Annotated in this window: 29 protein-coding genes and 1 other RNA gene; 19 read left to right on the top strand and 11 right to left on the bottom strand. The window is 61.7% G+C overall.

The genetic code is table 11. The features are described from left to right. The first annotated feature begins 198 nt into the window (after positions 1-198). The 10 genes from NKJ37_RS04910 to NKJ37_RS04865 all read left to right on the top strand — a co-directional run bounded on the left by NKJ37_RS04910 (position 199) and on the right by NKJ37_RS04865 (position 11,682). Complete coding sequence (locus tag NKJ37_RS04910) at positions 199-1,101, top strand: branched-chain amino acid ABC transporter permease (RefSeq protein WP_013529092.1); 903 nt, start codon at positions 199-201, stop codon at positions 1,099-1,101. Positions 1,102-1,105: 4 nt separating this feature from the next. After that, a complete protein-coding gene (gene livM, locus NKJ37_RS04905) occupies positions 1,106-2,701 on the top strand; it encodes a high-affinity branched-chain amino acid ABC transporter permease LivM (protein WP_023811802.1) in 1,596 nt (531 codons plus the stop codon). Continuing rightward, positions 2,701-4,269 (top strand): ATP-binding cassette domain-containing protein, encoded by a 1,569-nt coding sequence (locus tag NKJ37_RS04900; RefSeq protein WP_023811803.1) that lies wholly within the window; start codon positions 2,701-2,703, stop codon positions 4,267-4,269. Before livM ends, NKJ37_RS04900 begins: the two co-directional genes overlap by 1 nt. Then, complete coding sequence (locus NKJ37_RS04895) at positions 4,269-4,997, top strand: ABC transporter ATP-binding protein (protein WP_127296224.1); 729 nt, start codon at positions 4,269-4,271, stop codon at positions 4,995-4,997. The genes NKJ37_RS04900 and NKJ37_RS04895 overlap by 1 nt, the downstream gene beginning before the upstream one ends. 111 nt (positions 4,998-5,108) lie before the next feature. Continuing rightward, the gene (locus NKJ37_RS04890) at positions 5,109-5,456 is read left to right on the top strand and encodes a DUF6867 family protein (protein WP_023811804.1); all 348 of its coding nucleotides are present in this window, start codon (positions 5,109-5,111) and stop codon (positions 5,454-5,456) included. Between the two features lie 137 nt (positions 5,457-5,593). Beyond that, on the top strand, positions 5,594-6,712 hold the full coding sequence (locus NKJ37_RS04885) for a branched-chain amino acid ABC transporter substrate-binding protein (protein ID WP_023811805.1): 1,119 nt from the start codon (positions 5,594-5,596) through the stop codon (positions 6,710-6,712). A gap of 285 nt (positions 6,713-6,997) precedes the next feature. After that, positions 6,998-10,456 (top strand): pyruvate carboxylase, encoded by a 3,459-nt coding sequence (gene pyc / locus NKJ37_RS04880; protein ID WP_352722977.1) that lies wholly within the window; start codon positions 6,998-7,000, stop codon positions 10,454-10,456. Between the two features lie 155 nt (positions 10,457-10,611). Further along, on the top strand, positions 10,612-10,872 hold the full coding sequence (locus tag NKJ37_RS04875) for a DUF2312 domain-containing protein (RefSeq protein ID WP_013529099.1): 261 nt from the start codon (positions 10,612-10,614) through the stop codon (positions 10,870-10,872). A 50-nt stretch (positions 10,873-10,922) separates the two neighbouring features. Next, positions 10,923-11,363 carry a hypothetical protein gene (locus NKJ37_RS04870; protein WP_127296220.1) on the top strand — a complete coding sequence of 147 codons (441 nt, stop codon included), beginning with the start codon at positions 10,923-10,925 and terminating at the stop codon, positions 11,361-11,363. A gap of 7 nt (positions 11,364-11,370) precedes the next feature. Then, positions 11,371-11,682, top strand: coding sequence for a hypothetical protein (locus tag NKJ37_RS04865; protein ID WP_127296219.1), 312 nt, complete (start codon positions 11,371-11,373; stop codon positions 11,680-11,682). Between the two features lie 83 nt (positions 11,683-11,765). Here NKJ37_RS04865 and msrB read toward each other — a convergent pair whose 3' ends face one another. The 5 genes from msrB to NKJ37_RS04840 all read right to left on the bottom strand — a co-directional run bounded on the left by msrB (position 11,766) and on the right by NKJ37_RS04840 (position 15,754). After that, positions 11,766-12,170 carry a peptide-methionine (R)-S-oxide reductase MsrB gene (gene msrB, locus NKJ37_RS04860; protein WP_127270383.1) on the bottom strand — a complete coding sequence of 135 codons (405 nt, stop codon included), beginning with the start codon at positions 12,168-12,170 and terminating at the stop codon, positions 11,766-11,768. 197 nt (positions 12,171-12,367) lie between these two features. Then, the gene (locus tag NKJ37_RS04855; protein ID WP_352611382.1) at positions 12,368-13,165 is read right to left on the bottom strand and encodes an MBL fold metallo-hydrolase; all 798 of its coding nucleotides are present in this window, start codon (positions 13,163-13,165) and stop codon (positions 12,368-12,370) included. Between the two features lie 19 nt (positions 13,166-13,184). Continuing rightward, on the bottom strand, positions 13,185-14,375 hold the full coding sequence (locus tag NKJ37_RS04850; protein ID WP_352772977.1) for a vWA domain-containing protein: 1,191 nt from the start codon (positions 14,373-14,375) through the stop codon (positions 13,185-13,187). 7 nt (positions 14,376-14,382) lie between these two features. Beyond that, on the bottom strand, positions 14,383-14,829 hold the full coding sequence (locus NKJ37_RS04845; RefSeq protein ID WP_352629168.1) for a GNAT family N-acetyltransferase: 447 nt from the start codon (positions 14,827-14,829) through the stop codon (positions 14,383-14,385). A gap of 85 nt (positions 14,830-14,914) precedes the next feature. Then, on the bottom strand, positions 14,915-15,754 hold the full coding sequence (locus tag NKJ37_RS04840; RefSeq protein ID WP_023811813.1) for an AAA family ATPase: 840 nt from the start codon (positions 15,752-15,754) through the stop codon (positions 14,915-14,917). 148 nt (positions 15,755-15,902) lie between these two features. Between NKJ37_RS04840 and ssrS the strand changes: the two genes are divergently transcribed. From ssrS to NKJ37_RS04820, 4 genes are all read left to right on the top strand, one after another. Then, positions 15,903-16,058, top strand: a non-coding RNA gene (gene ssrS / locus NKJ37_RS04835) — 6S RNA. A gap of 96 nt (positions 16,059-16,154) precedes the next feature. Further along, positions 16,155-16,742 carry a 5-formyltetrahydrofolate cyclo-ligase gene (locus tag NKJ37_RS04830; protein WP_128305328.1) on the top strand — a complete coding sequence of 196 codons (588 nt, stop codon included), beginning with the start codon at positions 16,155-16,157 and terminating at the stop codon, positions 16,740-16,742. Between the two features lie 69 nt (positions 16,743-16,811). Continuing rightward, on the top strand, positions 16,812-17,636 hold the full coding sequence (locus tag NKJ37_RS04825) for a TIGR00282 family metallophosphoesterase (protein ID WP_023811815.1): 825 nt from the start codon (positions 16,812-16,814) through the stop codon (positions 17,634-17,636). 74 nt (positions 17,637-17,710) lie between these two features. Beyond that, positions 17,711-18,472, top strand: coding sequence for a TerC family protein (locus NKJ37_RS04820; protein WP_128305329.1), 762 nt, complete (start codon positions 17,711-17,713; stop codon positions 18,470-18,472). A gap of 15 nt (positions 18,473-18,487) precedes the next feature. Here NKJ37_RS04820 and NKJ37_RS04815 read toward each other — a convergent pair whose 3' ends face one another. The 4 genes from NKJ37_RS04815 to NKJ37_RS04800 form a co-directional block, all read right to left on the bottom strand. After that, the gene (locus NKJ37_RS04815; protein ID WP_352440979.1) at positions 18,488-18,919 is read right to left on the bottom strand and encodes an SRPBCC family protein; all 432 of its coding nucleotides are present in this window, start codon (positions 18,917-18,919) and stop codon (positions 18,488-18,490) included. Between the two features lie 61 nt (positions 18,920-18,980). Then, positions 18,981-19,343: a hypothetical protein gene (locus tag NKJ37_RS04810; RefSeq protein WP_352611386.1), complete on the bottom strand. Its 363-nt coding sequence runs from the start codon at positions 19,341-19,343 to the stop codon at positions 18,981-18,983. A 53-nt stretch (positions 19,344-19,396) separates the two neighbouring features. Continuing rightward, complete coding sequence (locus NKJ37_RS04805) at positions 19,397-19,789, bottom strand: VOC family protein (protein WP_352772974.1); 393 nt, start codon at positions 19,787-19,789, stop codon at positions 19,397-19,399. 45 nt (positions 19,790-19,834) lie between these two features. After that, complete coding sequence (locus NKJ37_RS04800; protein ID WP_352440976.1) at positions 19,835-20,317, bottom strand: SRPBCC domain-containing protein; 483 nt, start codon at positions 20,315-20,317, stop codon at positions 19,835-19,837. Between the two features lie 52 nt (positions 20,318-20,369). On the opposite strand from NKJ37_RS04800, the gene NKJ37_RS04795 reads away from it, so the two are divergent. The 4 genes from NKJ37_RS04795 (at position 20,370) to NKJ37_RS04780 (ending at position 22,835) form a co-directional block, all read left to right on the top strand. After that, positions 20,370-20,693, top strand: coding sequence for an ArsR/SmtB family transcription factor (locus NKJ37_RS04795; RefSeq protein WP_352611388.1), 324 nt, complete (start codon positions 20,370-20,372; stop codon positions 20,691-20,693). A 208-nt stretch (positions 20,694-20,901) separates the two neighbouring features. Then, entirely contained in the window at positions 20,902-21,651 is a 750-nt protein-coding gene (locus NKJ37_RS04790; protein WP_127296206.1) for a YebC/PmpR family DNA-binding transcriptional regulator, read from the top strand. Between the two features lie 105 nt (positions 21,652-21,756). Beyond that, positions 21,757-22,542 carry an RDD family protein gene (locus tag NKJ37_RS04785; RefSeq protein ID WP_352772971.1) on the top strand — a complete coding sequence of 262 codons (786 nt, stop codon included), beginning with the start codon at positions 21,757-21,759 and terminating at the stop codon, positions 22,540-22,542. Next, on the top strand, positions 22,539-22,835 hold the full coding sequence (locus NKJ37_RS04780) for an Rdx family protein (protein ID WP_023811826.1): 297 nt from the start codon (positions 22,539-22,541) through the stop codon (positions 22,833-22,835). The genes NKJ37_RS04785 and NKJ37_RS04780 overlap by 4 nt, the downstream gene beginning before the upstream one ends. An 18-nt stretch (positions 22,836-22,853) precedes the next feature. On the opposite strand, the gene NKJ37_RS04775 is transcribed toward NKJ37_RS04780, so the two are convergent. Beyond that, the gene (locus tag NKJ37_RS04775) at positions 22,854-23,015 is read right to left on the bottom strand and encodes a glycine zipper domain-containing protein (protein ID WP_502895188.1); all 162 of its coding nucleotides are present in this window, start codon (positions 23,013-23,015) and stop codon (positions 22,854-22,856) included. Between the two features lie 5 nt (positions 23,016-23,020). Further along, positions 23,021-23,500, bottom strand: a complete 480-nt coding sequence (locus NKJ37_RS04770; protein ID WP_352554264.1) for an anthrone oxygenase family protein — start codon at positions 23,498-23,500, stop codon at positions 23,021-23,023. A 128-nt stretch (positions 23,501-23,628) separates the two neighbouring features. Here NKJ37_RS04770 and NKJ37_RS04765 point away from each other — a divergent pair, with 128 nt between their 5' ends. Next, on the top strand, positions 23,629-24,270 hold the full coding sequence (locus NKJ37_RS04765; RefSeq protein WP_352554263.1) for a TetR family transcriptional regulator: 642 nt from the start codon (positions 23,629-23,631) through the stop codon (positions 24,268-24,270). Positions 24,271-24,313 lie beyond the last annotated feature (43 nt).

Below are 24,313 nucleotides of genomic sequence, written 5' to 3'. Positions count from 1 at the left end.
ATTGCGTTATGCCAATGGTAGGGTCCGCGATAGTCCAGGGGCTGGATGATGGAAAACGGGCAATCGGACAGCGTGCTTCGAAAACACGCATGACGATTGAAAAATGACGTTGCAATCCGGGCTCGAAACTTTACGACTAGGGGAAATACGAAAAGGAATGCGTCTGCATGGGCGACATTCCAGGGGAGCCATGTACACATGCAGTATTTTGTCCAGCAGCTTATCAACGGGCTGACGCTGGGATCGATCTATGGGCTGATCGCGATCGGCTACACGATGGTCTACGGCATCATCGGCATGATCAATTTCGCCCATGGCGACATCTTCATGGTGGGTGCCTTCACGGCACTGATCGTCTTCCTCGCCCTTGGCGCGCTGTTCTATTCGGTGCCGGTTGTGCTGGCGCTGCTGATCATGATGATCGTGGCGATGCTGCTCACCAGCCTCTATAACTGGACGATCGAAAAGGTCGCCTACCGGCCGTTGCGCGGTTCGTTCCGACTGGCCCCGCTGATCACTGCCATCGGCATGTCGATCGCGCTGTCGAACTTCGTCCAGGTGACGCAGGGTCCACGCAACAAGCCGATCCCGCCGATGGTCAGCCAGGTTTACAACATCAACGGCATCAGCGTGTCGCTGAAGCAGATCATCATCGTCGTCGTCACGGCGCTGCTGCTGGCGCTGTTCTGGTATCTGGTCAACAAGACCTCGCTCGGGCGAGCGCAACGGGCCTGTGAGCAGGACCGCAAGATGGCGGCGCTGCTCGGCATCGATGTCGACCGTACCATCTCGATCACCTTCATCATGGGTGCGGCCCTTGCCGCGGTCGCCGGCACGTTGTTCCTGATGTATTACGGCGTCATTGCCTTCTCGGATGGCTTCACGCCAGGCGTGAAGGCCTTCACGGCGGCGGTGCTGGGCGGCATCGGTTCGCTGCCTGGGGCGGTGGTCGGCGGGCTGATGATCGGCTTCATCGAGAGCATGTGGTCGGCCTATTTCTCGATCGACTACAAGGACGTCGCGGCGTTCTCGATCCTGGCCATCGTGCTGATCTTCCTGCCTTCCGGCATATTGGGCCGGCCAGAAGTCGAAAAGGTCTGAGACTATGGCCGTCACCGTATCTCCGGAGCGCGACACCGTCGCCACCCCCATGCAGCGCGCGTTGCGCGAGGCACTTTATGCCGCTGCCATATCGTTCGGCCTGTTCGTGCTGTTCATCGGCCTGAAGACCGGCCAGAACATTTCCAATGAACTGGTCCTGACGACACGCTGGGGCCTGCTTGCCGCCGTGGTGATCGCCACGGCTGTCGGGCGCTTCCTCTATGTCGCTTATGGCCAGCCCTTCCTCGCCAACCAGAAGATCACCGACGTCGCCACCGGCCTGCTGCCGGCCAGCGTGGCGTCACGCTTCTTCCAGTTGCCGGCCTTCATCGTGGCCTTGGTCGCGGCGGTGGTGTTGTTTGCGGTCAACAGCTCTCTCGTCGGATGGGTGGGAGCGGAGCCGGCGGGCTATCTGCAGTTCCTGCGCGCCCTGGCAGTCATCTATGTGCTGGCCTGCGTGATCTATTATTTCCGGGGCTTCATCCATGCCAACTTCACCAAACTCGGCATTGCCGCGCTGATCCTCTATCCGATCCTGGTAGTGGCGATCCTGTCGCTGATGTCCTGGTCGTTCGTCGGCGGTCTGCAAGGTTCGCTGAAATGGGTCGACAATTTCGGCATCCAGATCCTGATCTATGTGATGCTGGCCTGGGGCCTGAACATCGTCGTCGGCCTCGCCGGCCTGCTCGACCTCGGTTATGTCGCTTTCTACGCGGTCGGCGCCTATGCCTATGCGCTGCTCGGCACGCAATACGGCCTGTCGTTCTGGATCCTTTTGCCGGCCGCCGGCGCCATGGCCGCCTTCTGGGGCGTGCTGCTCGGTTTTCCGGTGCTGCGCCTGCGTGGCGACTATCTGGCGATCGTCACCTTGGCTTTCGGTGAGATCATCCGCCTGGTCCTGATCAACTGGCGTGAGGTCACCAACGGTTCGGCCGGTATTTCCGGCATTCCGAAGGTCACCTTCTTCGGCCTGATGACCTTCAACGTGTCGGACCCCAATTACATCGCCAAGGTGCTGCATCTCGCGACATCGAGCGCCTACTACAAGATCTTCCTCTATTACCTGATCCTGGCGCTGGCGCTGCTGACAGCCTTCGTTACCATCCGGCTGCGGCGCATGCCGGTCGGCCGTGCCTGGGAAGCGTTGCGGGAGGACGAGATCGCCTGCCGTTCGCTCGGCATCAACACCACCACTACGAAGCTTACAGCCTTTGCCACGGGTGCGATGTTCGGCGGCTTCGCCGGCGCGTTCTTCGCCGCACGGCAGGGCTTCGTCAGCCCGGAATCCTTCGTCTTCCTGGAATCGGCCATCATCCTGGCCATCGTCGTTCTCGGTGGCATGGGCTCGCTGGTCGGCATCGCGGTCGCCGCAATGGTGATGATCGGCGGTACCGAGGCGTTGCGCGAACTCGACTTCCTCAAGCAGGTCTTCGGACCGGACTTCACACCGGAACTCTACCGCATGCTTCTGTTCGGCATGGCCATGGTCATCGTCATGCTGTGGAAGCCGCGCGGCTTCGTCGGCAGTCGTGAACCAACCGCCTTCCTCAAGGAGCGAAAGGCTGTCTCAAGCTCCTTCACCAAGGAAGGACACGGCTGATGAATGCGAACCCTGTTCAGAAGGCCAATTCCGGCGTGAACGACGCTATCCTGCAGGTCGATCATCTGTCGATGAAGTTCGGCGGCCTGGTGGCCATCGGCGATCTGTCCTTCGCCGCCAAGCGCGGCGAGATCACCGCGCTGATCGGCCCCAACGGCGCCGGCAAGACCACGGTGTTCAACTGCATCACCGGCTTCTACAAGCCCTCGGAAGGCATGATCACGCTCAACCGGAACGATGGTTCGACCTTCCTGCTCGAGCGGCTGCCCAACCATGAGATCCCGGCGCGCGCCAAGGTGGCGCGCACCTTCCAGAACATCCGCCTGTTCTCCGGCATGACCCTGCTGGAGAACCTGCTGGTCGCCCAGCACAACAAACTGATGAAGGCATCGGGCTACACGGTGCTTGGCCTGTTCGGCTTCAGCGGCTATCGCAAGGCCTCGGCCGAATCGGTGGAGCTCGCCAAGCATTGGCTGGAAAAGGCCGATCTTGTCGACCGTGCCGACGACCCGGCCGGCGACCTGCCCTATGGCGCGCAGCGCCGTCTCGAAATCGCTCGCGCCATGTGCACGGGACCCGAGCTTCTGTGCCTCGATGAACCGGCGGCCGGCCTCAATCCGAAGGAATCGGCGGCGCTCAACGAGCTGCTGATCGACATCAAGAACACATCTGGCACCTCGATCCTGTTGATCGAGCACGACATGTCGGTGGTCATGCAAATCTCCGACCATGTCGTGGTGCTGGAGTATGGCCGCAAGATTTCCGACGGCAGCCCGCAGTCCGTGCGCACAGATCCGCGCGTCATCGCCGCCTATCTCGGCGTCGACGACGAAGAAGTCGAAGCCGTCCTTACCGAAGTCGGCGACGAAGATGTCATTGAACAGCTGGATACAGGGCCGGATACCGCGCATGGTCCGGGAACATCGTCGTCCTATCTCGCCGGGCCGGTGACCGACACGGTCGGCCACAGTTCGGGCGAGCGGGTTACGGTGGCCAAGGGAGCGTCAAAGGCCGGTCAGGTCGACGCCAGGTCGCTCGCCGCGGCAAACAAGGCAGCCTCGCTGGCAGCCGTACCGGCGGCGAAGGCAAAGCCTGCTCCGAAAGCGGCTTCAAAGGCGGCAACCGGCACGGCGGCGAAGTCGACCGCGTCGGCCAAGCCGGCAGTCAAGGCCACGGCGAAGGCTGGAGAGATCTCCAATCGGCTGGCGGCGCCTCGCGGCGGCAAGGCCGATAATTTGACCCGCATCAAGGGCATCGGTACGGTCAACGAGAAGAAGCTCAACGATCACGGCATCTTCCACTTCGACCAGATCGGCGCCTGGAAAAAGGCCGACGTCGAGGCCGCCGAAGCCTATCTCGCCTTTGACGGACGTATCGCGCGCGAGGAATGGGTCAAACAGGCCAGGTTGCTCGGCCAAGGCAAGGACACGGAATTCTCGCGCCGCGTCGATGCGGGCAAGGTGGCGACAAGCCATGCTTCCGCAAAGACTGCAAAGGCAGCCTCCGGAAAGACCGCGAGCAAGACCGCTGCCAAGCCCGTGGCGGGCAAGCGCGGAGGGGGCAAGTGATGGCCGCGACAACGCTGCTCGATATCAAGGGCGTGCAGACTTACTACGGCAACATCCGAGCCTTGAACGGCGTCGATGTCACTGTGAAGGAAGGTGAGATCGTGGCGCTGATCGGTGCCAATGGCGCCGGCAAGTCGACGCTGATGATGACCATTTTCGGCGCGCCGCGGGCTCGCGCCGGCACCATCACCTTTGCCGGCACCGACATAACCCAGATGCCGACGCACGAGATCGCGCGCATGCGCATTGCCCAGTCGCCCGAGGGCCGGCGGATCTTTCCGCGCATGACGGTGATGGAAAACCTGCAGATGGGCGCCAGCCTCGACAACCTCAAGCATTATGACGAGGACGTCGAGAAGGTGTTCACGCTGTTCCCGCGTTTGAAAGAGCGCATCACCCAGCGCGGCGGCACGCTGTCGGGCGGTGAGCAGCAGATGCTGTCGATCGGACGCGCGCTGATGGCACGACCGAAGCTGCTTTTGCTCGACGAGCCGTCGCTGGGTCTCGCGCCGCTGATCGTCAAGCAGATCTTCGACGCCATCCGCGAACTGAACCGCACCCAGGGGCTGACCGTGTTCCTGGTCGAGCAGAACGCCTTCGGCGCGCTCAAGCTCGCCACGCGCGGCTACGTCATGGTCAACGGCAATGTGACGATGAGCGGCACCGGCAAGGAGCTGCTCGCCAATCCGGAAGTGCGCGCCGCCTATCTCGAAGGCGGACACCACTGAGTTCGGAGCGGAATGCGTGCATTCGCCATTCCGCTCCAGATTGTTTGTTTGTCGCATGATCTTGTCCGGAAAGTCCGCAACTTTTCGGGATCATGCTAAGGAGACTTCACCATGCAGGGCATTCTTTACGAGGAACCCTCGATCTGGCAGTTCTTCTTCGTCACCTGTCTGCTCGGCGGCTGGGCGGCGTGGATGACCGGCAAGGCCAGTGCTCAGACGTGGCGCAGCTTCATCCAGCTGTTCGCCTATATGCTGGGCCTCGGCATCGCGATCCGCTTCATCCATCACGCGCTGTTCGGCGGCACCATGTTCTCGCTACACTATTATGTCGTCGACACCATCGTGCTGATGATCCTCGGCTTCGTCGGCTATCAATACACGCGCACCAACCAGATGGTGACACAGTATAATTGGCTCTACGAAAGAGCTTCACTCTTGAGCTGGAAACCGAAAGGCTGACGTTCATCATTAACGCCGTCTCGAAATTGAATCGGCGTGACAAGTGCCTGAAAATCGGCAAACTATGCTTTCTGCGATAAGGGTGGGCATCGCATGAAAGCTTCATCCACGCCCACTCCGTAAATGGGAGCGTTTAAATGAAAAAGTCACTTTTGTCCGCCGTCGCCCTGACCGCGCTGGTCGCGTTCGGCGGCAACGCGTGGGCTGACGTCATGTTCGGCGTCGCCGGTCCGATCACCGGTCCGAACGCCGCCTTCGGCGCACAGCTTCAGAAGGGTGCGGAAGCGGCCGTCGCCGACATCAATGCCAAGGGCGGCATCAACGGCGAGCAGATCAAGCTCGAAGTCGGCGACGACGTCTCCGATCCGAAGCAGGGCATCTCGGTTGCGAACAAGTTCGTCGGCGACGGCGTCAAGTTCGTGGTCGGCCACTTCAACTCGGGCGTTTCGATTCCGGCTTCGGAAGTCTATGCGGAAAACGGCATTGTCGAAGTGACGCCGGCCGCGACCAACCCGCAGTTCACCGAGCGCGGCCTGTGGAATGTGTTCCGCACCTGCGGACGCGATGACCAGCAGGGTAGCATTGCCGGTGCTTATCTCGCCGCGAACTTCAAGGACGCCAAGATCGCCGTCATCCACGACAAGACCACCTATGGCCAGGGTCTTGCCGACGAAACCAAGAAGGCAATGAATGCCAAGGGCCTGACGGAAGTCATGTATGAAGGCATCAATGTCGGCGACAAGGACTTCTCGGCGCTGATCGCCAAGATGAAGGAAGCCGGCGTTTCGATCATCTACTGGGGCGGCCTGCACACCGAAGCAGGCCTGATCATCCGCCAGGCGGCCGACCAGGGCCTCAAGGCGACACTGATTTCCGGCGACGGCATCGTGTCGAACGAACTGGCTTCGATCGCGGGCGACGCTGTTGCAGGCACGCTCAACACGTTCGGTCCGGATCCGCGCCTGATCCCCGCCAACAAGGAACTCGTCGAGAAGTTCCGCGCGCAGGGTTTCGAACCGGAAGCCTATACGCTCTACTCCTACGCCGCAGTACAGGCTATCGCCGAGGCAGCGACCGCTGCCAAGTCGAACGACCCGCAGGCAGTTGCCAAGGCGCTGCATGAAAACGGCCCGTTCAAGACCGTGCTCGGCGATCTGTCCTATGACGCCAAGGGCGACCCGACGCTGCCCGGCTACGTGATGTACGAATGGAAGAAGGGCGACGACGGCAAGTACACCTACATCCAGAAGATGTAAGACTCGTCAGTCTCCAGACCGTTTGCGGATGCCCGGCGCCTCGCGCCGGGCATTTTCTTTTGCCATTCAGGGGGCGACCGATGGAGCCGGGTCCCTTAGCCGGGAATGATCGTGCGTCACGGCAGAGCCGGCGCTTTTTCTGGCTGTTTGGATGAATGCGATGGCCTCTGGCGCAATGATTCCATTTCAATCGGTTTAAATGCGCGTCAAATTTGTTTGCACTGCAGCATTTTCACGCTAATCATTGCGCCGATTTCTCTTCCTTCCGTTGCTGGAGCCCAGTCCTTGGCCATCACGAAGATCCTCGTCGCCAACCGGTCCGAAATCGCCATTCGCGTCTTTCGCGCGGCCAACGAACTTGGCCTCAAAACCGTGGCGATCTGGGCCGAAGAAGACAAATACTCCCTGCATCGCTTCAAGGCCGACGAGAGCTACCAGGTCGGGCGCGGACCGCATCTGACCCGGGACATGGGGCCGATCGAAAGCTATCTGTCGATCGAGGAGGTGATCCGCGTCGCCAGGCTGTCGGGTGCCGATGCTATCCATCCCGGCTACGGATTGTTGTCGGAAAGTCCCGAATTCGCCGACGCCTGTGCCGAAGCCGGCATTACCTTCATCGGGCCGAAGCCGGACACAATGCGGCGGCTTGGCAACAAGGTCGCGGCGCGCAATCTCGCCATCGAGGTCGGGGTGCCGGTGATCCCCGCCACCGATCCGTTGCCGGATGACATGGAGGCGGTCAAGAAACTGGCCAAGGGAATCGGCTATCCCGTGATGCTGAAGGCATCATGGGGTGGCGGCGGCCGCGGCATGCGCGCCATCCGCGCCGAAGCCGACCTTGCCCGTGAAGTCACCGAAGGCAAGCGTGAGGCGAAAGCCGCCTTCGGCAAGGACGAGGTCTATCTCGAAAAGCTGATCGAACGCGCGCGCCATGTCGAGGTGCAGGTGCTGGGCGACACCCATGGCAATGCGGTGCACCTGTTCGAGCGCGACTGTTCGATCCAGCGCCGCAACCAGAAGGTCGTCGAGCGGGCGCCGGCGCCCTATCTCGAAATGTCGCAGCGCGAGGAGCTTTGCGGCCATGCGCTGAAGATCGCCCGCGAGACCAGTTATATCGGCGCCGGCACGGTCGAGTTCCTGCAGGATGCCGACACCGGCAAATTCTATTTCATCGAGGTCAACCCGCGCATCCAGGTCGAGCACACCGTCACCGAGCAGGTGACCGGCATCGATATCGTCAAGGCGCAGATCCATATCCTCGACGGCTTTGCCATCGGCACACCGGAATCAGGCGTGCCGGCGCAGAAGGACATAAGGCTGAACGGCCACGCGCTGCAGTGCCGCATCACCACGGAAGACCCCGAGCACAATTTCATCCCCGATTACGGACGCATTACCGCCTATCGCGGCGCAACAGGCTTCGGCATCCGCCTCGATGGCGGCACCGCCTATTCGGGCGCTGTCATCACCCGCTTCTACGATCCGCTGCTGGAGAAGGTGACGGCGTGGGCGCCGACGCCGGCCGAGACGATCGCCCGCATGAACCGGGCGCTGCGCGAGTTCCGCATCCGCGGCGTCGCCACCAATCTGACCTTCCTCGAAGCGATCATCAACCACCCGAGCTTCGCCGACAATTCCTACACGACCAAGTTCATCGACACGACGCCGGAACTGTTCCAGCAGGTCAAGCGCCAGGACCGCGCCACCAAGCTCATCAACTATCTCGCCGACGTCAGCGTCAACGGCCATCCCGAGACGCGCGGCCGGCCGCAGCCGAAGGCCGATGCGGCCGCACCCGTGGTGCCTTACCTCAACGGCAATGTGCCCGGCGGCAGCAAGCAGAAGCTGGATGTGCTCGGGCCGGAGAAGTTCGCCGCCTGGATGCGCGATCAGAGGCAAGTGCTGGTCACGGACACGACGATGCGCGATGGCCACCAGTCGTTGCTCGCCACGCGTGTGCGAACGCATGACATTGCCGGCATCGCCGGTACCTATGCGCGTGCCTTGCCGCAGCTTCTATCGCTGGAATGCTGGGGCGGCGCCACCTTCGATGTCGCCATGCGCTTCCTCACCGAGGATCCGTGGGAGCGGCTGTCGCTGGTGCGCGAGGCGGCGCCCAATCTGCTGTTGCAGATGCTACTGCGCGGCGCCAATGGCGTCGGCTACACCAACTATCCCGACAATGTCGTGCAGCATTTCGTCAAGCAGGCAGCAAGCGGTGGCATCGACCTGTTCCGGGTCTTCGATTGCCTGAACTGGGTCGACAATATGCGCGTCGCCATGGATGCGGTCGGCGCCGAGGGTAAGCTGATCGAAGCGGCGATCTGCTACACCGGCGACATCCTCGATCCGGCGCGGGCGAAATACGACCTCAAATACTATGTCGGCCTGGCCAAGGAATTGCAGGCGGCCGGCGCCCACATCATTGCCGTCAAGGACATGGCCGGACTGCTGAAGCCGGCGGCGGCACGCGTGCTGTTCAAGGCGCTGCGCGAGGCGACCGACCTGCCGATCCATTTCCACACCCACGACACGTCGGGCCTGTCGGCGGCGACGGTGCTGGCGGCGGTGGAAAGCGGCGTCGACGCCATAGACGCGGCGATGGATGCTTTCTCCGGCAACACCTCGCAGCCATGCCTTGGCTCGCTCGTCGAGGCGCTGAAGGGCACAGAACGCGACCCCGGTCTCGACCCGCAATGGATCAGGAAAATCTCGTTCTACTGGGAAGCGGTGCGCAACCAGTACGCCGCCTTTGAAAGCGACCTCAAGGGGCCAGCTTCGGAAGTCTATCTGCACGAGATGCCGGGCGGGCAGTTCACCAATTTGAAGGAACAGGCGCGCTCGCTCGGACTGGAGACGCGCTGGCACGAGGTGGCGCAGACCTATCACGACGTCAATCTGATGTTCGGCGACATCGTCAAGGTGACGCCGTCCTCCAAGGTCGTCGGCGACATGGCATTGATGATGGTCAGCCAGGATCTCACCGTTGCCGATGTCGAAAACCCGGACAAGGATATCGCATTCCCGGATTCGGTCGTCTCGATGCTGCGCGGCGACCTTGGCCAGTCGCCAGGCGGGTGGCCGGCGGCGCTGCAGGGGAAGGCGCTGAAGGGCGACAAGCCGATCACGGTGCGGCCCGGCTCACTGCTCAAGCCAGCCGACCTAAAGGCCAACCGCAAGGAAATCGAGGAGAAGCTCGAGCGCAAGCTATCGGAGTTCGAATTCGCCTCGTGGCTGATGTATCCAAAGGTGTTTACGGATTTCGCCGGAGCGCAGGAAACCTATGGGCCGGTCAGCGTCCTGCCGACGCCGACCTATTTCTACGGCATGAAGCCGGAAGACGAGATCTTCGTCGACATCGAGAAGGGCAAGACGCTGGTGGTCCGATGCCTTGCCATCGGCGATGTCGACGAAAAGGGCATGGTCACCGTGTTCTTCGAGCTCAACGGCCAGCCGCGTCGTGTCAAGGTGCCCGACCGGGCGCATGGCGCGTCCGCCGCCAAAGCCCGCCGCAAGGCCGAACCCGGCAACGAGGCGCATGTCGGCGCACCGATGCCGGGCGTCGTCTCGGCGCTTTCGGTGGCTGCCGGCCAGGCTGTGAAGGCCGGTGACGTGCTGCTTTCCATCGAAGCGATGAAGATGGAGACGGCGCTGCATGCCGAGCGCGACGGCACCGTTGCCGAGGTGCTGGTCAAGGCGGGCGACCAGATCGATGCCAAGGATCTGCTGATCGCTTTCAATTAGAGTTCGCAAAACGGACCGGTTGTCGGCTTCTGGCGGCAGCCCGCGTGGCTTGGTCGATAACGGCTTGACCCGCCGCCGCCGGTCGGGCATCGAACCGGCTCAAATTTTGCCGCAGTCGTCCGCGAGTCGCGGAGCCGATGCTTTTGGAGAAAAATATGGCCGACGATATCACCGATACCAGCCAGACTGTTGCCGCCGGCCAGCTGCGTGCCTTCATCGAGCGCATAGAGCGGCTCGAGGAAGAGAAGAAAACCATTTCTGACGATATCAAGGAAGTGTTCGCCGAGGCCAAGGGCACTGGGTTCGACACCAAGGCGATGCGCACGATCATCCGGCTGCGCAAGAAGGACCAGGCCGAGCGGCAGGAAGAGGAAACCATCCTCGATCTGTATAAGGCCGCACTCGGCATGGTGTAAGATCAGCCGGCCCCGGCACCGACACGGTTGCCGGAGATACGGTTTAAGCCATGAGCGAATTCGACTTCGGCGCCCGCCGCGCCTCTGAATTCCGCCAGCGCGGCTTCTGGACGCTGTTCGCTGAGCGGCATCCGGAAGAAAGGGCTCTGATGGCGCGGCGCGGACCCTGGTTCTGGCAGCGCGGGCTGCCCGACTTCGCCTTGGTCCTTTCCATGTATGTCGCGCCGGCGCAGAACCAGGTCGGCGTCTTCTTCGGTCGCAACGAGAAGTTCGGCGCCACGCAAGCCTGGTCGCGGCTGAAGCCGTTTCAGCGTGAAATCGAAGACAGGCTGAAGCTCAGGCCGGAACAGAGTTGCGAGGGCCTCGGCATCAATTCGATGTGGCGGGTGAACTGCTATGCCGAGGACAACTGGCCAGCCATGGCCGACTGGCTGGTGACCGAATGTTCGCGCTTCGAGCGTGCGGTAACCGAAGTCCTGGGGCAGGGATAGATATCCGGTGTTGCCAGAAGGTATCGGCTCCTTTTTCCGCTCACGCTGGCAAGGCCAGGTGCCGCTCGACCGGCTGTTCTGGCGCGACCTTGTCCTCGTCGGCACCGCGGTCAGCATCGTCGCATCGGTGCTGGCGCTCGTCTTGCTCGGATTGAAGTTGCCGCTCGGGCTTGTGCTGGCAGTGCATTTCGCGTCGGTGCCCTACAGCCTGTTCCTGACCTTGGCGGTGTGGCGGACCACCGAAAAGATTCCCGGGGCCAAGGCCTGGATGATGACGCTGGGCGCCACGCTGTGGCTGGTGGCGATGATCGTGGTCTGATCGTCTGCCCAGAGGGGGGCGACGGATATTTAAACGAAAAGGGCGACAGATGCCGCCCTTTCATAGTGTCGAACCCGGATGGCTCAGGCCGAGGGCTCGAATTTCAGCGCCACGCCGTTGATGCAATAGCGCAGGCCGGTCGGCGGCGGGCCGTCCTCGAAGACATGGCCGAGATGGCTGCCGCAGCGGGCGCAATGGCATTCGGTGCGAACCATGCCGTAGCTGCGGTCGACGGTGTTTTCGACCGAGCCCGGCACCGGGTCGTTGAAGCTCGGCCAGCCGGTGCCGCTCTCGAACTTCAGCTTGGATTCGAACAAAGGCTGGTCGCAGCCGGCGCAGGAAAAGGTGCCGGCGCGCTTCTCGTAGAGCAAAGCGCAGCTTCCCGGCCGCTCGGTGCCGTGACCGCGCATGACGGCATACTGCTCGGGCGTCAGCCGGGCGCGCCATTCGGCGTCGGTGCGAGTTACAGGGTAGGTGTGGGTGTCCATGTGATCTCCTCAGCCTTGCCGGCTCGCTCCTACAGCGCCGCGCGTCCATCGGACGCGCAAGGGACGCTGTAGCACTTTGGTTTTGCGCATGATCCTTTCCGAACCGGAGGCTCGGGGTCATGCGCGGATTGCAACCTCATATTCGCACCAAGATAGGCATTTGTTACGGCATTTTCCCGCATTTTCGATCGTGACCTTCATGCGATCGCCGCCAGATAGCGATCGACCGAAGCAGCCAACGCCGCTTTTGCGCCTCCGATGACATTCTGGTTCCACCACGCGCCGTAGATATGCTCGAATGCGAATGGCTCCAGCGCCGCCGCGATGCGGCGCACGGCCGCTGCATTGAGCGGAATGTAGTTCGGATAACTGTACATGAAGCTGACATGGCGGCGCGTCGGCGTCACCTGCAGGATATCGCCGGCCAGCAAGACGTCGCCGCCATCGCGTTTCCAGTGCAGCACCTGACCGCCGGCAAAGTGGCCACCGCAGCGGATGAGCGTCAGCGAAGGGTTTATGGCCAGCGTCTCGCCTTCCCAGCTGACGATCGCCTTGTGCGGCCGCATGATCCACTGGCGGTCATCGGCGTGGAGATAGATCGGCACGCCGCCAAACGCCTCGCTCCAACAGACCATCACCGAATAATAATGGCAGTGCGAGATGGCGATCGCCGCCAGGCCGCCGCGGCGGTTGATCTCGGCCACCGCCTCGTCGCTGACCATCGAAACGCAGTCCCACAGCACGTTGCCGTGTGGCGTCTGTGCCAGCAGCGCCCGCTGGCCGATGGCGAAGCGCGGCTCGATGCCGAAGGCGAGAACGCCGGCATCATCCTTCATCACAAGCCGATGCCCTTCAGCAAGTTCCTCCGGCGTGATCCACGCCTGCCCTTCCCAGCGCACATATTGGCGCTCGTCCTCGCAGATCGGGCAATGTTTTGGAGGCGTCTCTGTCGCCGCGAACTGGACGCCGCATTGCAGGCAGAGAAAGCAGGTCATCGGATCTCCTGTCAGTCTTTCAGTGTTTTCTTGAAAGCTGCCTGGTCGCGCCCTCAAGCCCGGCCAAAGTCAGCGGGAACATGCGGCCGCCGAAGATGTCGCGGATCATCGCAGTCGAATGGGTGTAGCCCCAGTTCTTGGGGTCTTCGGGGTTCAGCCATACCGCGTTCGGCCATTGCTGCAGCAGACGGCCGAGCCAGACACTGCCTGCCTCCGGATTCCAGTGCTCGACCGAACCGCCGGGATGAGCGATCTCGTAAGGGCTCATCGAGGCGTCACCGACGACGATCACCTTGTAGTCCGGGCCATATTTGTGGAGGAGGTCGAAGGTCGGAATCACCTCGGCATGCCTGCGGCGATTATCCTTCCACACACCCTCATAGAGGCAGTTGTGGAAATAGAAATATTCGAGCTGGCGGAATTCGGCGCGGGCGGCCGAGAACAGCTCCTCGACGCTCTTGATGTGGTCGTCCATCGAGCCGCCGACATCGAAGAACATCAAAAGCTTCACCGCGTTGCGCCGTTCGGGCCGCGTCTGCACGTCGAGATAGCCATGTTCGGCGGTGGCGTGGATGGTGCCGGGCAGGTCGAATTCCTCCTCGGCGCCTTCGCGCACCCAGCGACGCAAGCGCTTCAGCGCGATCTTGATGTTGCGGGTGCCGAGTTCGACGGCATCATCGAAATTCCTGAACTCACGTCTGTCCCACACCTTCACCGCGCGGCGGTTGCGGCTTTCATGCTGGCCGATACGCACACCTTCGGGATTGTAGCCATAGGCACCGAAGGGCGAGGTGCCGCCGGTGCCGATCCATTTCGAGCCGCCCTGATGGCGGCCTTTTTGCTCTTCAAGCCGCTGTTTCAAGGTCTCCATCAGTTTCTCGAAACCGCCCAGCGCCTCGACCAGCTTTTTCTCTTCGTCGGTCAGGTGCTTTTCGGCGAGGCGGCGCAACCATTCCTCGGGAATGTCAGCGACATCGACGGCATCCGGCCCGCCCAGTGTTTCGATGCCCTTGAAGACATGCGCGAACACTTGGTCGAAGCGGTCGATGTGGCGCTCGTCCTTCACCAGCGCCGCACGGGCGAGGTAATAAAAGCCTTCGACGTCGTAGTCGACCAACCCGGCTTCCAGTCCCTCCATCAGCGACAGATATTCCCTGAGCGAAACGGGAACACGCGCGGCCTTCAGTTCGAGGAAGAAGGGGATGAACATTGTCTATCTACAGCAGATCATACTCAATGAAGCCCGTGCGCCGCGCCACATGGTCGTAGAGCTTGCGCGCGGTGGTGTTGGTCTCGTGTGTCATCCAGTAGACGTTCTTGACGCCGACTTTTTCGGCTTCCTGTTTCACTGCCTCGATCAGCGCAGCACCAATGCCCTTGCCGCGCACGTCAGGGTCGGCGAACAGATCCTGCAGATAGCAGTTGTTTTTTTCCGACCAGCCTGAGCGGTGGTAGAGATAGTGGGTGAGGCCAACCGCCTTGCTGTCCAGCGTGGCGATGAAGCCTTTCGGCTCGAACTCACCTTCGGTGAACAGCCGCTTCCAGGTGATGGCGTAGACCTCTTCCGGCAGCTTCGTCTCATAGAAGGTGAGGTAGTCGGTCCACAGCCGCCGCCAATCGGCGCGGTCGGACTGCGCGAGCGGGCGGACGATAATCTCAGCCATGTCATCTCCTCTGAAGGTTTGGCCGAGGCTGCCTGCCTGTTCGGCTGCTGGCAACGGTCCACAGAAGCGAAAGCGCTGCTGCTACCTATTGCTGCCTTCGTGCCATGAACGCCAGCCGCTCGAACAAATGCACGTCCTGCTCGTTCTTCAGCAATGCGCCATGCAACTTGGGCAGGGCGTTCTTCGGATCGGCGCGCAGATCTTCCGGCGCGATGTCGTCGGCGACCAGCAGCCTTATCCAGTCGAGCGCCTCGGAGGTCGACGGCTTCTTCTTCAAGCCGGGCACGTCGCGGATTTCGTAGAACTGGGTCAGCGCCGCGCGCACCAGGTTCTGCTTGATGCCGGGATAGTGGACATCGACGATTCTATGCAGCGTGTCGACGTCGGGAAAGCGGATGTAGTGGAAGAAGCAGCGGCGCAGGAACGCGTCCGGCAACTCCTTCTCGTTGTTGGAGGTGATGATGACGATCGGCCTGACGGCGGCGCGGATGGTTTCGCCGGTCTCGTAGACGAAGAACTCCATCCGATCGAGTTCCTGCAGGAGGTCGTTGGGGAATTCGATGTCGGCCTTGTCGATCTCGTCGATCAAAAGCACGACCTTCCTGCCGGCGGCGAACGCCTCCCAGAGCTTGCCGCGCTTGATGTAGTTCCTGATGTCGTTGAAGCGCTCGTCGCCAAGCTGGCTGTCGCGCAGGCGCGAGACGGCGTCATATTCGTAAAGGCCCTGCTGCGCCCTGGTGGTCGACTTGACGTGCCATTCGATGAGGTCGAGGCCAAGTGCTGACGCCACCTGGCGGGCCAGCTCCGTCTTGCCGGTGCCTGGCTCGCCCTTGACCAGCAAGGGCCGCTCCAGCGCGATCGCCGCGTTGACGGCCACCATCAGATCCTTGTCGGCGACATAGGCCGCCGTGCCTTCGAAACGCATTCTTGCTCCTCGGTTGATCATGGCAACCGTAAGGACGCGGCTCACCCTGTGCAAGGGTGCGCCGGCCGCGACGAATGGGCTTGAACCCTGATGGAAACATATGCCCGTCTCACTGGCGCTTAGCCGGCCGGCAGCCTATATTGGGCGGGACGGTCTGTGCTTCCCGGCAGGAGAACATTTTCCCCGGGGCCTTAACGATCCTTAGGGAGCTGTCCCTGGGAAGACCCGTGGGTTTTCTCACACGGCGCCCACCTACTTTGTAGGTTCCCGGGATCGCTCTCTCCACCGGTTGTGTGGATCGTCACTTATTGCCACGCGTCCCGCATTTCGGTGGATGATTGCGGTGGAAAACGTCGCTCCCAAAACTCCATCCAGATCTGACCTTTTCTACCCTGGCTGCATGACCTCTCTCAAAGACCTGAAAAAGCAACTTCGCCGTGAGGCCCTCGGACGCCGCGATGCGCTCGATGAGTTCTGGCGGGTGGAGGTCGCGCTTGAAATGGCAGAGACGGCACGCGATCATCTCCATGTCGAGCCAGGCCAGATCGTTTCCGGCTTCTGGCCGATGCGTTCTGAAGTCGACGTTCGGCCGTTGATGTTTGCCTTGCGTGAAAAGGGCGCGCGGCTTTGCCTGCCGGCCATTCTCGACAAGACCACCATTGTCTTTCGCGAACTGGTGCGCGGCGCGCCGATGGTCGAGATGGGTTTCGGCACGGTCGGCCCTCACGAGGAAGCCGAGGTGCTCGACCCCTCTGTGATGCTGGTGCCGCTCGCCGCTTTCGATGCGCGCGGCCATCGCATCGGCTATGGTGCCGGCTATTACGACCGCGCCATCGCCAAGCTGATCGACAAGGGACAGCCGCCGCGGCTGGTCGGCATCGCCTTCGACTGCCAGGAGGTGGCAATGGTGCCGGATGAGGAACATGACGTCGTCATTCCGGAAATACTGACCGAGAGCGGGTTGCGCCGCTTCGCGCCAAAATTGTAGATAAGTACAAGGGACGCATGATCTTCACTGGCGTCATGCAGCTTTCGCTGACCTTCGGTGCGGGATCATATGAGACTTCTCTTCCTCGGTGACATGGTTGGAAAGACAGGACGGACGGCGGTGTGGGAACAACTGCCCGGCCTGATCTCCGACTTCAAACTCGATTTCGTCATCGTCAATGGCGAGAACGCCGCGGGCGGCTTCGGCATCACCGAAGATATTTTTCGCGAGACGATCGCCGCCGGTGCCGATGTCGTCACCACCGGCAACCATGTCTGGGACCAGCGCGACGCGCTCGCCTTCGCGCCGCGTGAAGAGCGCTTCCTGCGTCCCTCCAACTTTCCCAAGGGCACGCCCGGGCGCGGCTCCGGTGTCTATATCGCCAGGAGCGGCGCGCGCGTGCTGGTCGCCAACATCATGGGCCGGGTGTTCATGCATCCCGAGCTCGACGATCCGTTCCAGGCCGGCGAACGCGAGCTTGCCGCCTGTCCGCTCGGCGAGCAGGCGGATGCCGTGATTATCGACTTCCACGCCGAGGCGACCTCGGAAAAGATGTGCTTCGCGCATTTCGTCGACGGCCGCGCCAGCCTCGTCGTCGGCACCCACACCCACCAGCCGACCGGCGATCACCAGGTCCTCAACGGCGGCACCGGTTATATGTCCGACGCCGGCATGTGCGGGGACTACGATTCCTCGCTCGGCATGGACAAGGAGGAGCCGCTCAACCGGTTCCTGTCGAAGGTGCCGAAAGGCCGCTTCGAGGCGGCGACCGGACCGGCGACCTTGTGCGGCGTTGGCGTCGATATTTCCGACCGCACAGGGCTGACCGAGCGGATCGCGCCGTTTCGTCGCGGGCCACGGCTGGAAGAAACCGCACCGTCCTTCTGGTCCTGACATTGATATAGGCACGCTTAGTACCTAACTGCCGGCGACACTGCTCTAGATCGTTAAAAGAGGGGACGACCTCCATGCAGCTCATCGAATTCCTGGCGCCGCATTTCCAATTCGTGTCCGACCCGACCGCCTGGGTCGCGCTGCTGACGCTGATTGTGCTCGAGGTCGTGCTCGGCATCGACAACCTGATCTTCATCTCGATCCTGACCAACAAGCTGCCGGAAGCACAACGGGCCCGTGCCCGCCGGCTCGGCATCTCGGCGGCGCTGATCATGCGGCTGGTGCTGCTGGCCACCATTTCGATCATCGTCCAGCTGACCACGCCGGTGTTCACGGCCTTCGGCCACGGTTTTTCCTGGCGCGACCTGATCCTGATCGCCGGCGGCCTGTTCCTGGTCTGGAAGGCGACCAAGGAGATCCATCACACGGTCGATCCCGACGACCACAAGGATACGATGATGGGCGAGACGCTGCAGATCAGCCTTGCCGGCGCGATCTTCCAGATATTGCTGCTCGACCTGGTCTTCTCGATCGATTCAATCATAACCGCCGTCGGCATGACCGACGAGATCGCCATCATGTACATCGCCGTGATCGTGGCGGTGAGCGTGATGATGCTGGCGGCCGGGCCGCTGGCCAACTTCATCGCCAAGAACCCGAGCATTGTCATGCTGGCGCTGGGCTTCCTTCTAATGATCGGCATGACGCTTATCGCAGACGGCATGGGTTACCATGTGCCCAAGGGCTACATCTATGCGGCGATGGGCTTTTCGGCATTGGTCGAGGGGCTCAACATGCTGGCGCGGCGACGTAAGAAGTCGGGCGGCGGGCATTAGGCAGACCCTGAATACCTAATGTCCTGGCACGCCCTTCGGGTGACGGTCGCCGATCAGGCCGAGCGTCAGGCCCTGTTCCAGCCACGCCTTGGCGCCGGCCAGTACCAGCGTGAAGCCGCCGGTTGAGCCGACGGCCTCTTTCACCTGCTCGTCGCCATTGCCGGCAAAGCCGAAATTGCGAACCTCGAGAAAAGTCGTCTCGTCGGGCATTTCGGTGAAGGTCCAGACCACCGTGGTCGGCGGATCGCTCCATTGCATGACGATCTTTTCGTTCGCGACGATCTCGCTGACGTCGACCGTCGTCGACACGCCGTACATGCGCCATTCCCAGCGGATCTGCTTGCCGCTGTCCAGCCGGCCGCTGCCATGAGTGAACCAGAATTTCGTTGTAATGGCGGGGTCGACGATGGCCTCGAACACCTCGGCGACAGGCCGCCGGATCAGCATGCCGGCTTCGGCGGTCGGTTTTTCTGGATGTCCATCGGATGCTCCTTTCGTGGCTTGGCGCTCACCAGGCGTCCGGTTCGCGCAGCATGTGGATGATATTGGCGGGGTTGGTGATCCAGCCGCCGCGGAAGCCCTCGCCCAGGGGCTCGATGGCATCGCAACGCACAACACCGGCCTTGGCTAAATGATCCGCAGCCATGGGGAAATCCTTGGTGAACAGCTCCAGCCATACCTCGGCCTGGCTCATCATCGGCGCCTTATCGATCCACAGACGGTTGGGGCCAAGCTCGAAGCCGATGGCCGGCGCCTTGTCCGTGAAAGGCTTCAGGCCGACGACGTCGCGGTAGAAGGCGATCGTCGCCTGATACTGGTGCGGCGGCACCTTCATGGCGATGTTGATGCCGCCGGTGATCTTCGCGGTCATAGCTGGCTCCCTTGTCGTGTTCAGCTGTTGTTGGTCGGCTTTGCCCAGGCTGGTTATGCGAGATTGACCTGCCAGGAGACCCCGAACCTGTCGTTCAGCCATGCGAAGCGGCGGCTGAAGCCGTAATTGTCGGGCGGCATCAGAAACCCGCCGTCCTTTGCCAGTGTCTCGACAATTCGGTTCAGTTCGTCCTCAGAGGAACAGTCCACATAGAGCGAGACCGACGGCGTGAACGTGAAGGCGTGGTGCCCGGGGCTGTTGAAGACCATGACTTCCAGGCCAGCGATCGACACGCGCGCCAGCTTGACCGTTCCGTCCGGGCCATCTTCGCCGGGGCCGTAATTTGTGACGTCAAGGACGCCGCTGTCAGGAATGGTCTCGCAATAGAGCGTCATTGCCTCTTCGGCCTTGCCCTCGAACATCAGGAATGGCGTTACTTTCTTCATCGTTGACCTCCGTCTTGCTCCCTGGCGGTGAGATATGGGGGCCGCTCAGATATTGGTCTCGTTGGCGGGTTCGCCCTTCATCTCGCTGCGGTAGTAGCCGTCGCGCAAATTGATGCCGTATTCGACATAGGCCTTCATGCAGGCCAGCATCTGCGACCAGCCCTCGCAATTGAGGTAGGACTTCTTCAGGCCGACCGCGCCTTCTTGCCAACCGCTCTCGGCGATGGTGACGAAGGTGCCGCCGTCGTCGAGCGGCTCGAAATTCATCTCGATGCGGGTCTTGTAGGCGGGTTTGCCGTCGGCGTCGGTGGCATCCCAGCGCAGCACGATGCGGCTGTCCTTGACCACTTCGTCGACCTCGACCGGCACCTTGCCCCACCAGACGACGCCGGCGCCAGCTTCCAGCGGGGCGCTGGCGCCGCCGATCGTGGTGAAGTAGCCGCTCAGTTTCTTCGGATTGACGACTGCGTCGAAGACGTCGGCGACCGGCTTGCCGATGCGTCCGGAAACACTGAATCCAAGTGACATATCCACAACTCCTTCCCTTGATCGGCCCAACAATATGTTATAGAAACATAACATGTCAAGCCGATCGCAAGACGACAATGTTTTCAAGGCGCTGGCGCATCCGCGCCGGCGTGAAATACTGGATCAGCTGAAGGACGCGCCGAAGACGACCGGCATGCTGTGCGAGGCCTTTCCCGACATCGATCGCTGCACCGTCATGCTGCATCTCAAGGTATTGGAGGAGGCCGACCTGATCGTTGCGCGGCGCGACGGCCGCGAGCGCTGGAACCATCTCAACGCGCTGCCGATCAAGCAGATCCACGACCGCTGGATCAGCCAGTATGCCGGACATGCGCTCAGCATCATCGACCGGCTGAAGTCGGACCTCGAGGCGTGAGCGGCCGCAGCATGCCATGCAGTGCCATGTCTTGCGCGGTGCGGCTGGACGAATTGAGCCGATTTATCTATAAGCCGGCCATTCCGACAGAGAACGCCGTGCTTCCACGAGTTGCACCTGGGACGCTCTGAAATTTTGAATTCGGGCATTGCGGCAGACGAGGTCAGATCGCTTCGCTTCGGGATGCTCTAGCCGAGAAGACGACACCATGGCTGGCCATTCACAGTTCAAGAACATCATGCACCGCAAGGGCCGCCAGGACGCGGTGCGGTCGAAAATGTTTTCCAAGCTGGCGCGCGAAATCACCGTCGCCGCCAAGAGCGGGACGCCCGATCCATCGATGAACCCGCGCTTGCGCCTTGCGATCCAGAACGCCAAGGCGGTGTCGATGCCGAAGGACAACATCCAACGTGCCGTCAACAAGGCCTCGATGGGCGACGCCGAGAACTACGAAGCCGTGCGGTATGAGGGCTATGGCCCGGGCGGCGTCGCCGTCATCGTCGAAGCGCTGACCGACAACCGTAACCGTTCGGCGTCGAATGTGCGCGCCGCCTTTACCAAGGCCGGCGGAGCGCTCGGTGAAACCGGCTCGGTGTCGTTCATGTGGGACCGTGCCGGCGAGATCTACTATCCGGCCTCCGCAGGCAGTGCCGACAAGGTCATGGACGCGGCAATCGAAGCCGGCGCCGATGATGTCGAGTCGGATGAGGAAGGCCACACGATCTATTGCGCCTTCGAAAATCTCGGCGAGGTCTCGAAGGCGCTGGAAGGCGCACTCGGTGAGGCGGAATCGGTGAAGCTGATCTGGAAGCCGCAAAACAATATTCCGGTCGACGAGGACCGGGCACAGTCGCTGATGAAGCTGGTTGCCACGCTCGAGGACGACGACGACGTGCAGAGCGTCTACGCCAACTTTGAAGTCGACGACGAGACCATGGCCAAGCTCAGCGCGGCATAGGACTGCAAGGTGGTGGCCAACGGCGCTACAGGCGGGGTAGCATGGCCTCGCTGCTTGAGACTTCCGCCAAAGGTGTAGCGCAGTCGGTTGTCGGCGAGGGGGAAGATGACTGACGAAGGCGTTGAACTTGCAGTGACCTGGCCTCGTCCAGGCGGCCTTTGGCGACGGCTTTTCGCTTCGCTTATCGACTACCTTGTCATCTTCGTCGCTCTTTATGCGTTGGTTGCGGCCTTGTTTCTGATGACCGACGGCGGAGTGAAAGGCAGCTTCTGGCTGAACTGGAAAACCTGCCAGTCCGCCAGTCTGAAAGGAACAGGCGATCCTGTCCTTTCCCGCTACGATTGGCAGGTTTGTGCAACATCCTTCTTCGGTCTTCCGGTGGCCAGATGGGCAGCCGGCACGAGCACGGACGCTCAATCGAAGGCAGTATCAACCCTTTCGATAGACCTTGATTCAAACGGAAATTTTCGAACTGCGGCACTGGATCTAGGCTTTCTCCAAGTGCTGGTCCTTGCGACCTATCTTCTTGTGATGGAAGGGGCCTTCAGTCGGTCGCTTGGCAAGGGGGTCCTGGCCCTCTTCGTCCATGACGAGCTGGATTGGCATAGGGAAGGCCTCGCTTTGCAAAAAACCGTTTGTCGGCAGTTGGTAAAATTCCTGGGCTATCTACCCGCCACGCTGGTCGGAGCTTTCTTTGCTTTCCAGACCTGGAAAACCGCTCCGGCGCCCATGCTGAACTATTCCCGACTGGAAATCGTAATCGCCTTTACCGCGTCTGCCCTAGCTATTCTCTGGCCATGTTGGATCGCGCTGACCGTCGCACTCGGCAACGAGCCAATACATGACCGGGTTGCCGGCACGACCGTGCGCGTTCTGGAGGTGGACCAATGAACGCGTCAGGGAAGCATTGCGTCGTCATCACCTACTGCACGCAGTGCCAGTGGCTGTTGCGCGCCGGCTGGATGGCTCAGGAACTGCTGTCGACCTTCGGCACCGATCTCGGCGAGGTGACATTGGTGCCCGGCACTGGGGGCATCTTCACCATCAGCTGCAATGACGTGCTGGTCTGGGACCGCAAGCGCGACGGCGGTTTTCCGGACGCGGCCAAACTGAAGCAACTGGTCCGCGACGTCATCGACCCGGATCGCGACCTCGGTCATTCCGATCGGAAGACAAAGGCGTAGAGGTCGCCGGCGCTGCCGTCACTTGCGTGGCCACGCACCGAAGGCGGCGCCAATCGCAATACCCACGGCGACGCCCATCGGAAGGTCATCCAGAGCGGTGCCGATCGCGGCACCGACACCAACTCCGATTGCCATGCCGAAGGCCATATTTGCGTATTGATCCTTCATCGGTCGCTCCATCGTCGTCAACGCGTGGCGAACCAGAAGGATGCCAGCGCGGCCATGCCGCTGATGGCGCGGACATGGTTCCACATCACCCATTCATTGAGGTAGCGTGGCCACAGGGCTGCGCCATTGCTGCTGGCTGGATCGACGGCGGCGAGCGCATCATTCAGCGGGACGTTGAAGATCATCGTCACCACCACGATGCCGATGAGATAGAGCAGGCTGCCGGCAATCAGCCAGAGCGAACCCGGCTGGCTCCAGCCAATCACCGCACCGATGGCGACAACGATGCAGACGAGCGCCGTGCCGAACAGCGCTGTCATGAACAGCGGGGTCACAGCTGTGACATTGATCGAATTCATCGCGGCAATGCCGCTTGCGGCCGGCATGCGGGCGAGGCCCGGCATGACGAAGCTGGAGAAAGCAAAGAAGACGCCGCCGACGACGCCTGAGCCGAGTGCGGCAATGAAGATGAGGGTGGGAAGAAGTTTCGCGATCATGTCATTTGCTCCATATGCCCGTTATGTTTTCCTTCGCGCCAAAACATGAATAATCCTCACGTTTGCAAAACGTGATAAACCCTCGTATTTTGTGAGTCAAGCGATTTTGATGCATTTGGAGTCAGTCATTGGAAGACACGGCAGCCCCCGTTTCCCCGCAGGAGCAGGTTGCTTCACCGCGCCGGGCGCCGAGCCAGCAGCGCAGCCGCGAGCGGGTCGAGCGCATGCTGGCGGCTGCCTCGGCGCTGATCGCCGAGCAAGGCAGCGATGCCATGCGCATGGGAGAAGTGGCGGAACGGGCCGGTGTGTCGATCGGCTCGCTCTACCAGTTCTTTCCGGACAAGCGGGCGATCATCTGGGCGCTGGCCGAGCGCTACACCGCCGAAAGCCAAGCCTGCATCTCGGCGGCACTCGCCGGCGTCAGCGACGCCGAAGGCCTGCAGTCCGCGTTTTCAGAGTTAGTCGACATCTATTACCGGCTGTTCCTGGCCGAGCCGGTGATGCGCGACATCTGGTCGGGCACGCAGGCCGACAAGGCGCTGCGCCAACTCGAACTCGCCGACAGCCGCGCCAACGCCGAATTCCTCACCGCGGTGCTGAAACGGCTGCGGCCGGCGGTCGATCCGGCGACACTGGAAACCACGGCGTTTCTGGTCTGGCAGATGGGCGAGGCCGCCATGCGGCTGGCGATCTCGGTTGAGCGCCAGGAGGGCGACAGGCTGGTCGCCGCCTACAAGCGCATGGCGCTAAGGGAATTGCTGGCCGAGTAGCGCCGCGCCGCAACAAAAAACCCGCCACGGAGGGGGGTTTTTG

Origin of the sequence: Mesorhizobium sp. M0140, assembly GCF_040322475.1 — a bacterium.
Lineage (GTDB): Bacteria > Pseudomonadota > Alphaproteobacteria > Rhizobiales > Rhizobiaceae > Mesorhizobium.
Note: the sequence above shows the minus strand (reverse complement) of the source record. Positions and strands in the feature narration are given on the sequence as shown.

Excerpts from the sequence above, each read along its gene's own strand:
- NKJ37_RS04785 (WP_352772971.1), top strand. The coding sequence starts at position 21,757 with ATGACTGACGAAGGCGTTGAACTTGCAGTGACCTGGCCTCGTCCAGGC.
- NKJ37_RS04780 (WP_023811826.1), top strand. The coding sequence starts at position 22,539 with ATGAACGCGTCAGGGAAGCATTGCGTCGTCATCACCTACTGCACGCAG.
- NKJ37_RS04875 (WP_013529099.1), top strand. The coding sequence starts at position 10,612 with ATGGCCGACGATATCACCGATACCAGCCAGACTGTTGCCGCCGGCCAG.
- NKJ37_RS04805 (WP_352772974.1), bottom strand. The coding sequence starts at position 19,789 with ATGAAGAAAGTAACGCCATTCCTGATGTTCGAGGGCAAGGCCGAAGAG.
- NKJ37_RS04825 (WP_023811815.1), top strand. The coding sequence starts at position 16,812 with ATGAGACTTCTCTTCCTCGGTGACATGGTTGGAAAGACAGGACGGACG.
- NKJ37_RS04855 (WP_352611382.1), bottom strand. The coding sequence starts at position 13,165 with ATGACCTGCTTTCTCTGCCTGCAATGCGGCGTCCAGTTCGCGGCGACA.
- NKJ37_RS04895 (WP_127296224.1), top strand. The coding sequence starts at position 4,269 with ATGGCCGCGACAACGCTGCTCGATATCAAGGGCGTGCAGACTTACTAC.
- NKJ37_RS04830 (WP_128305328.1), top strand. The coding sequence starts at position 16,155 with ATGACCTCTCTCAAAGACCTGAAAAAGCAACTTCGCCGTGAGGCCCTC.
- NKJ37_RS04840 (WP_023811813.1), bottom strand. The coding sequence starts at position 15,754 with ATGCGTTTCGAAGGCACGGCGGCCTATGTCGCCGACAAGGATCTGATG.
- NKJ37_RS04845 (WP_352629168.1), bottom strand. The coding sequence starts at position 14,829 with ATGGCTGAGATTATCGTCCGCCCGCTCGCGCAGTCCGACCGCGCCGAT.
- NKJ37_RS04820 (WP_128305329.1), top strand. The coding sequence starts at position 17,711 with ATGCAGCTCATCGAATTCCTGGCGCCGCATTTCCAATTCGTGTCCGAC.
- NKJ37_RS04850 (WP_352772977.1), bottom strand. The coding sequence starts at position 14,375 with ATGTTCATCCCCTTCTTCCTCGAACTGAAGGCCGCGCGTGTTCCCGTT.
- NKJ37_RS04890 (WP_023811804.1), top strand. The coding sequence starts at position 5,109 with ATGCAGGGCATTCTTTACGAGGAACCCTCGATCTGGCAGTTCTTCTTC.
- NKJ37_RS04800 (WP_352440976.1), bottom strand. The coding sequence starts at position 20,317 with ATGTCACTTGGATTCAGTGTTTCCGGACGCATCGGCAAGCCGGTCGCC.
- NKJ37_RS04870 (WP_127296220.1), top strand. The coding sequence starts at position 10,923 with ATGAGCGAATTCGACTTCGGCGCCCGCCGCGCCTCTGAATTCCGCCAG.
- NKJ37_RS04810 (WP_352611386.1), bottom strand. The coding sequence starts at position 19,343 with ATGACCGCGAAGATCACCGGCGGCATCAACATCGCCATGAAGGTGCCG.
- NKJ37_RS04885 (WP_023811805.1), top strand. The coding sequence starts at position 5,594 with ATGAAAAAGTCACTTTTGTCCGCCGTCGCCCTGACCGCGCTGGTCGCG.
- NKJ37_RS04775 (WP_502895188.1), bottom strand. The coding sequence starts at position 23,015 with ATGGAGCGACCGATGAAGGATCAATACGCAAATATGGCCTTCGGCATG.
- livM (WP_023811802.1), top strand. The coding sequence starts at position 1,106 with ATGGCCGTCACCGTATCTCCGGAGCGCGACACCGTCGCCACCCCCATG.
- NKJ37_RS04815 (WP_352440979.1), bottom strand. The coding sequence starts at position 18,919 with ATGCTGATCCGGCGGCCTGTCGCCGAGGTGTTCGAGGCCATCGTCGAC.
- NKJ37_RS04770 (WP_352554264.1), bottom strand. The coding sequence starts at position 23,500 with ATGATCGCGAAACTTCTTCCCACCCTCATCTTCATTGCCGCACTCGGC.
- msrB (WP_127270383.1), bottom strand. The coding sequence starts at position 12,170 with ATGGACACCCACACCTACCCTGTAACTCGCACCGACGCCGAATGGCGC.
- NKJ37_RS04910 (WP_013529092.1), top strand. The coding sequence starts at position 199 with ATGCAGTATTTTGTCCAGCAGCTTATCAACGGGCTGACGCTGGGATCG.
- NKJ37_RS04795 (WP_352611388.1), top strand. The coding sequence starts at position 20,370 with ATGTCAAGCCGATCGCAAGACGACAATGTTTTCAAGGCGCTGGCGCAT.
- NKJ37_RS04790 (WP_127296206.1), top strand. The coding sequence starts at position 20,902 with ATGGCTGGCCATTCACAGTTCAAGAACATCATGCACCGCAAGGGCCGC.
- NKJ37_RS04900 (WP_023811803.1), top strand. The coding sequence starts at position 2,701 with ATGAATGCGAACCCTGTTCAGAAGGCCAATTCCGGCGTGAACGACGCT.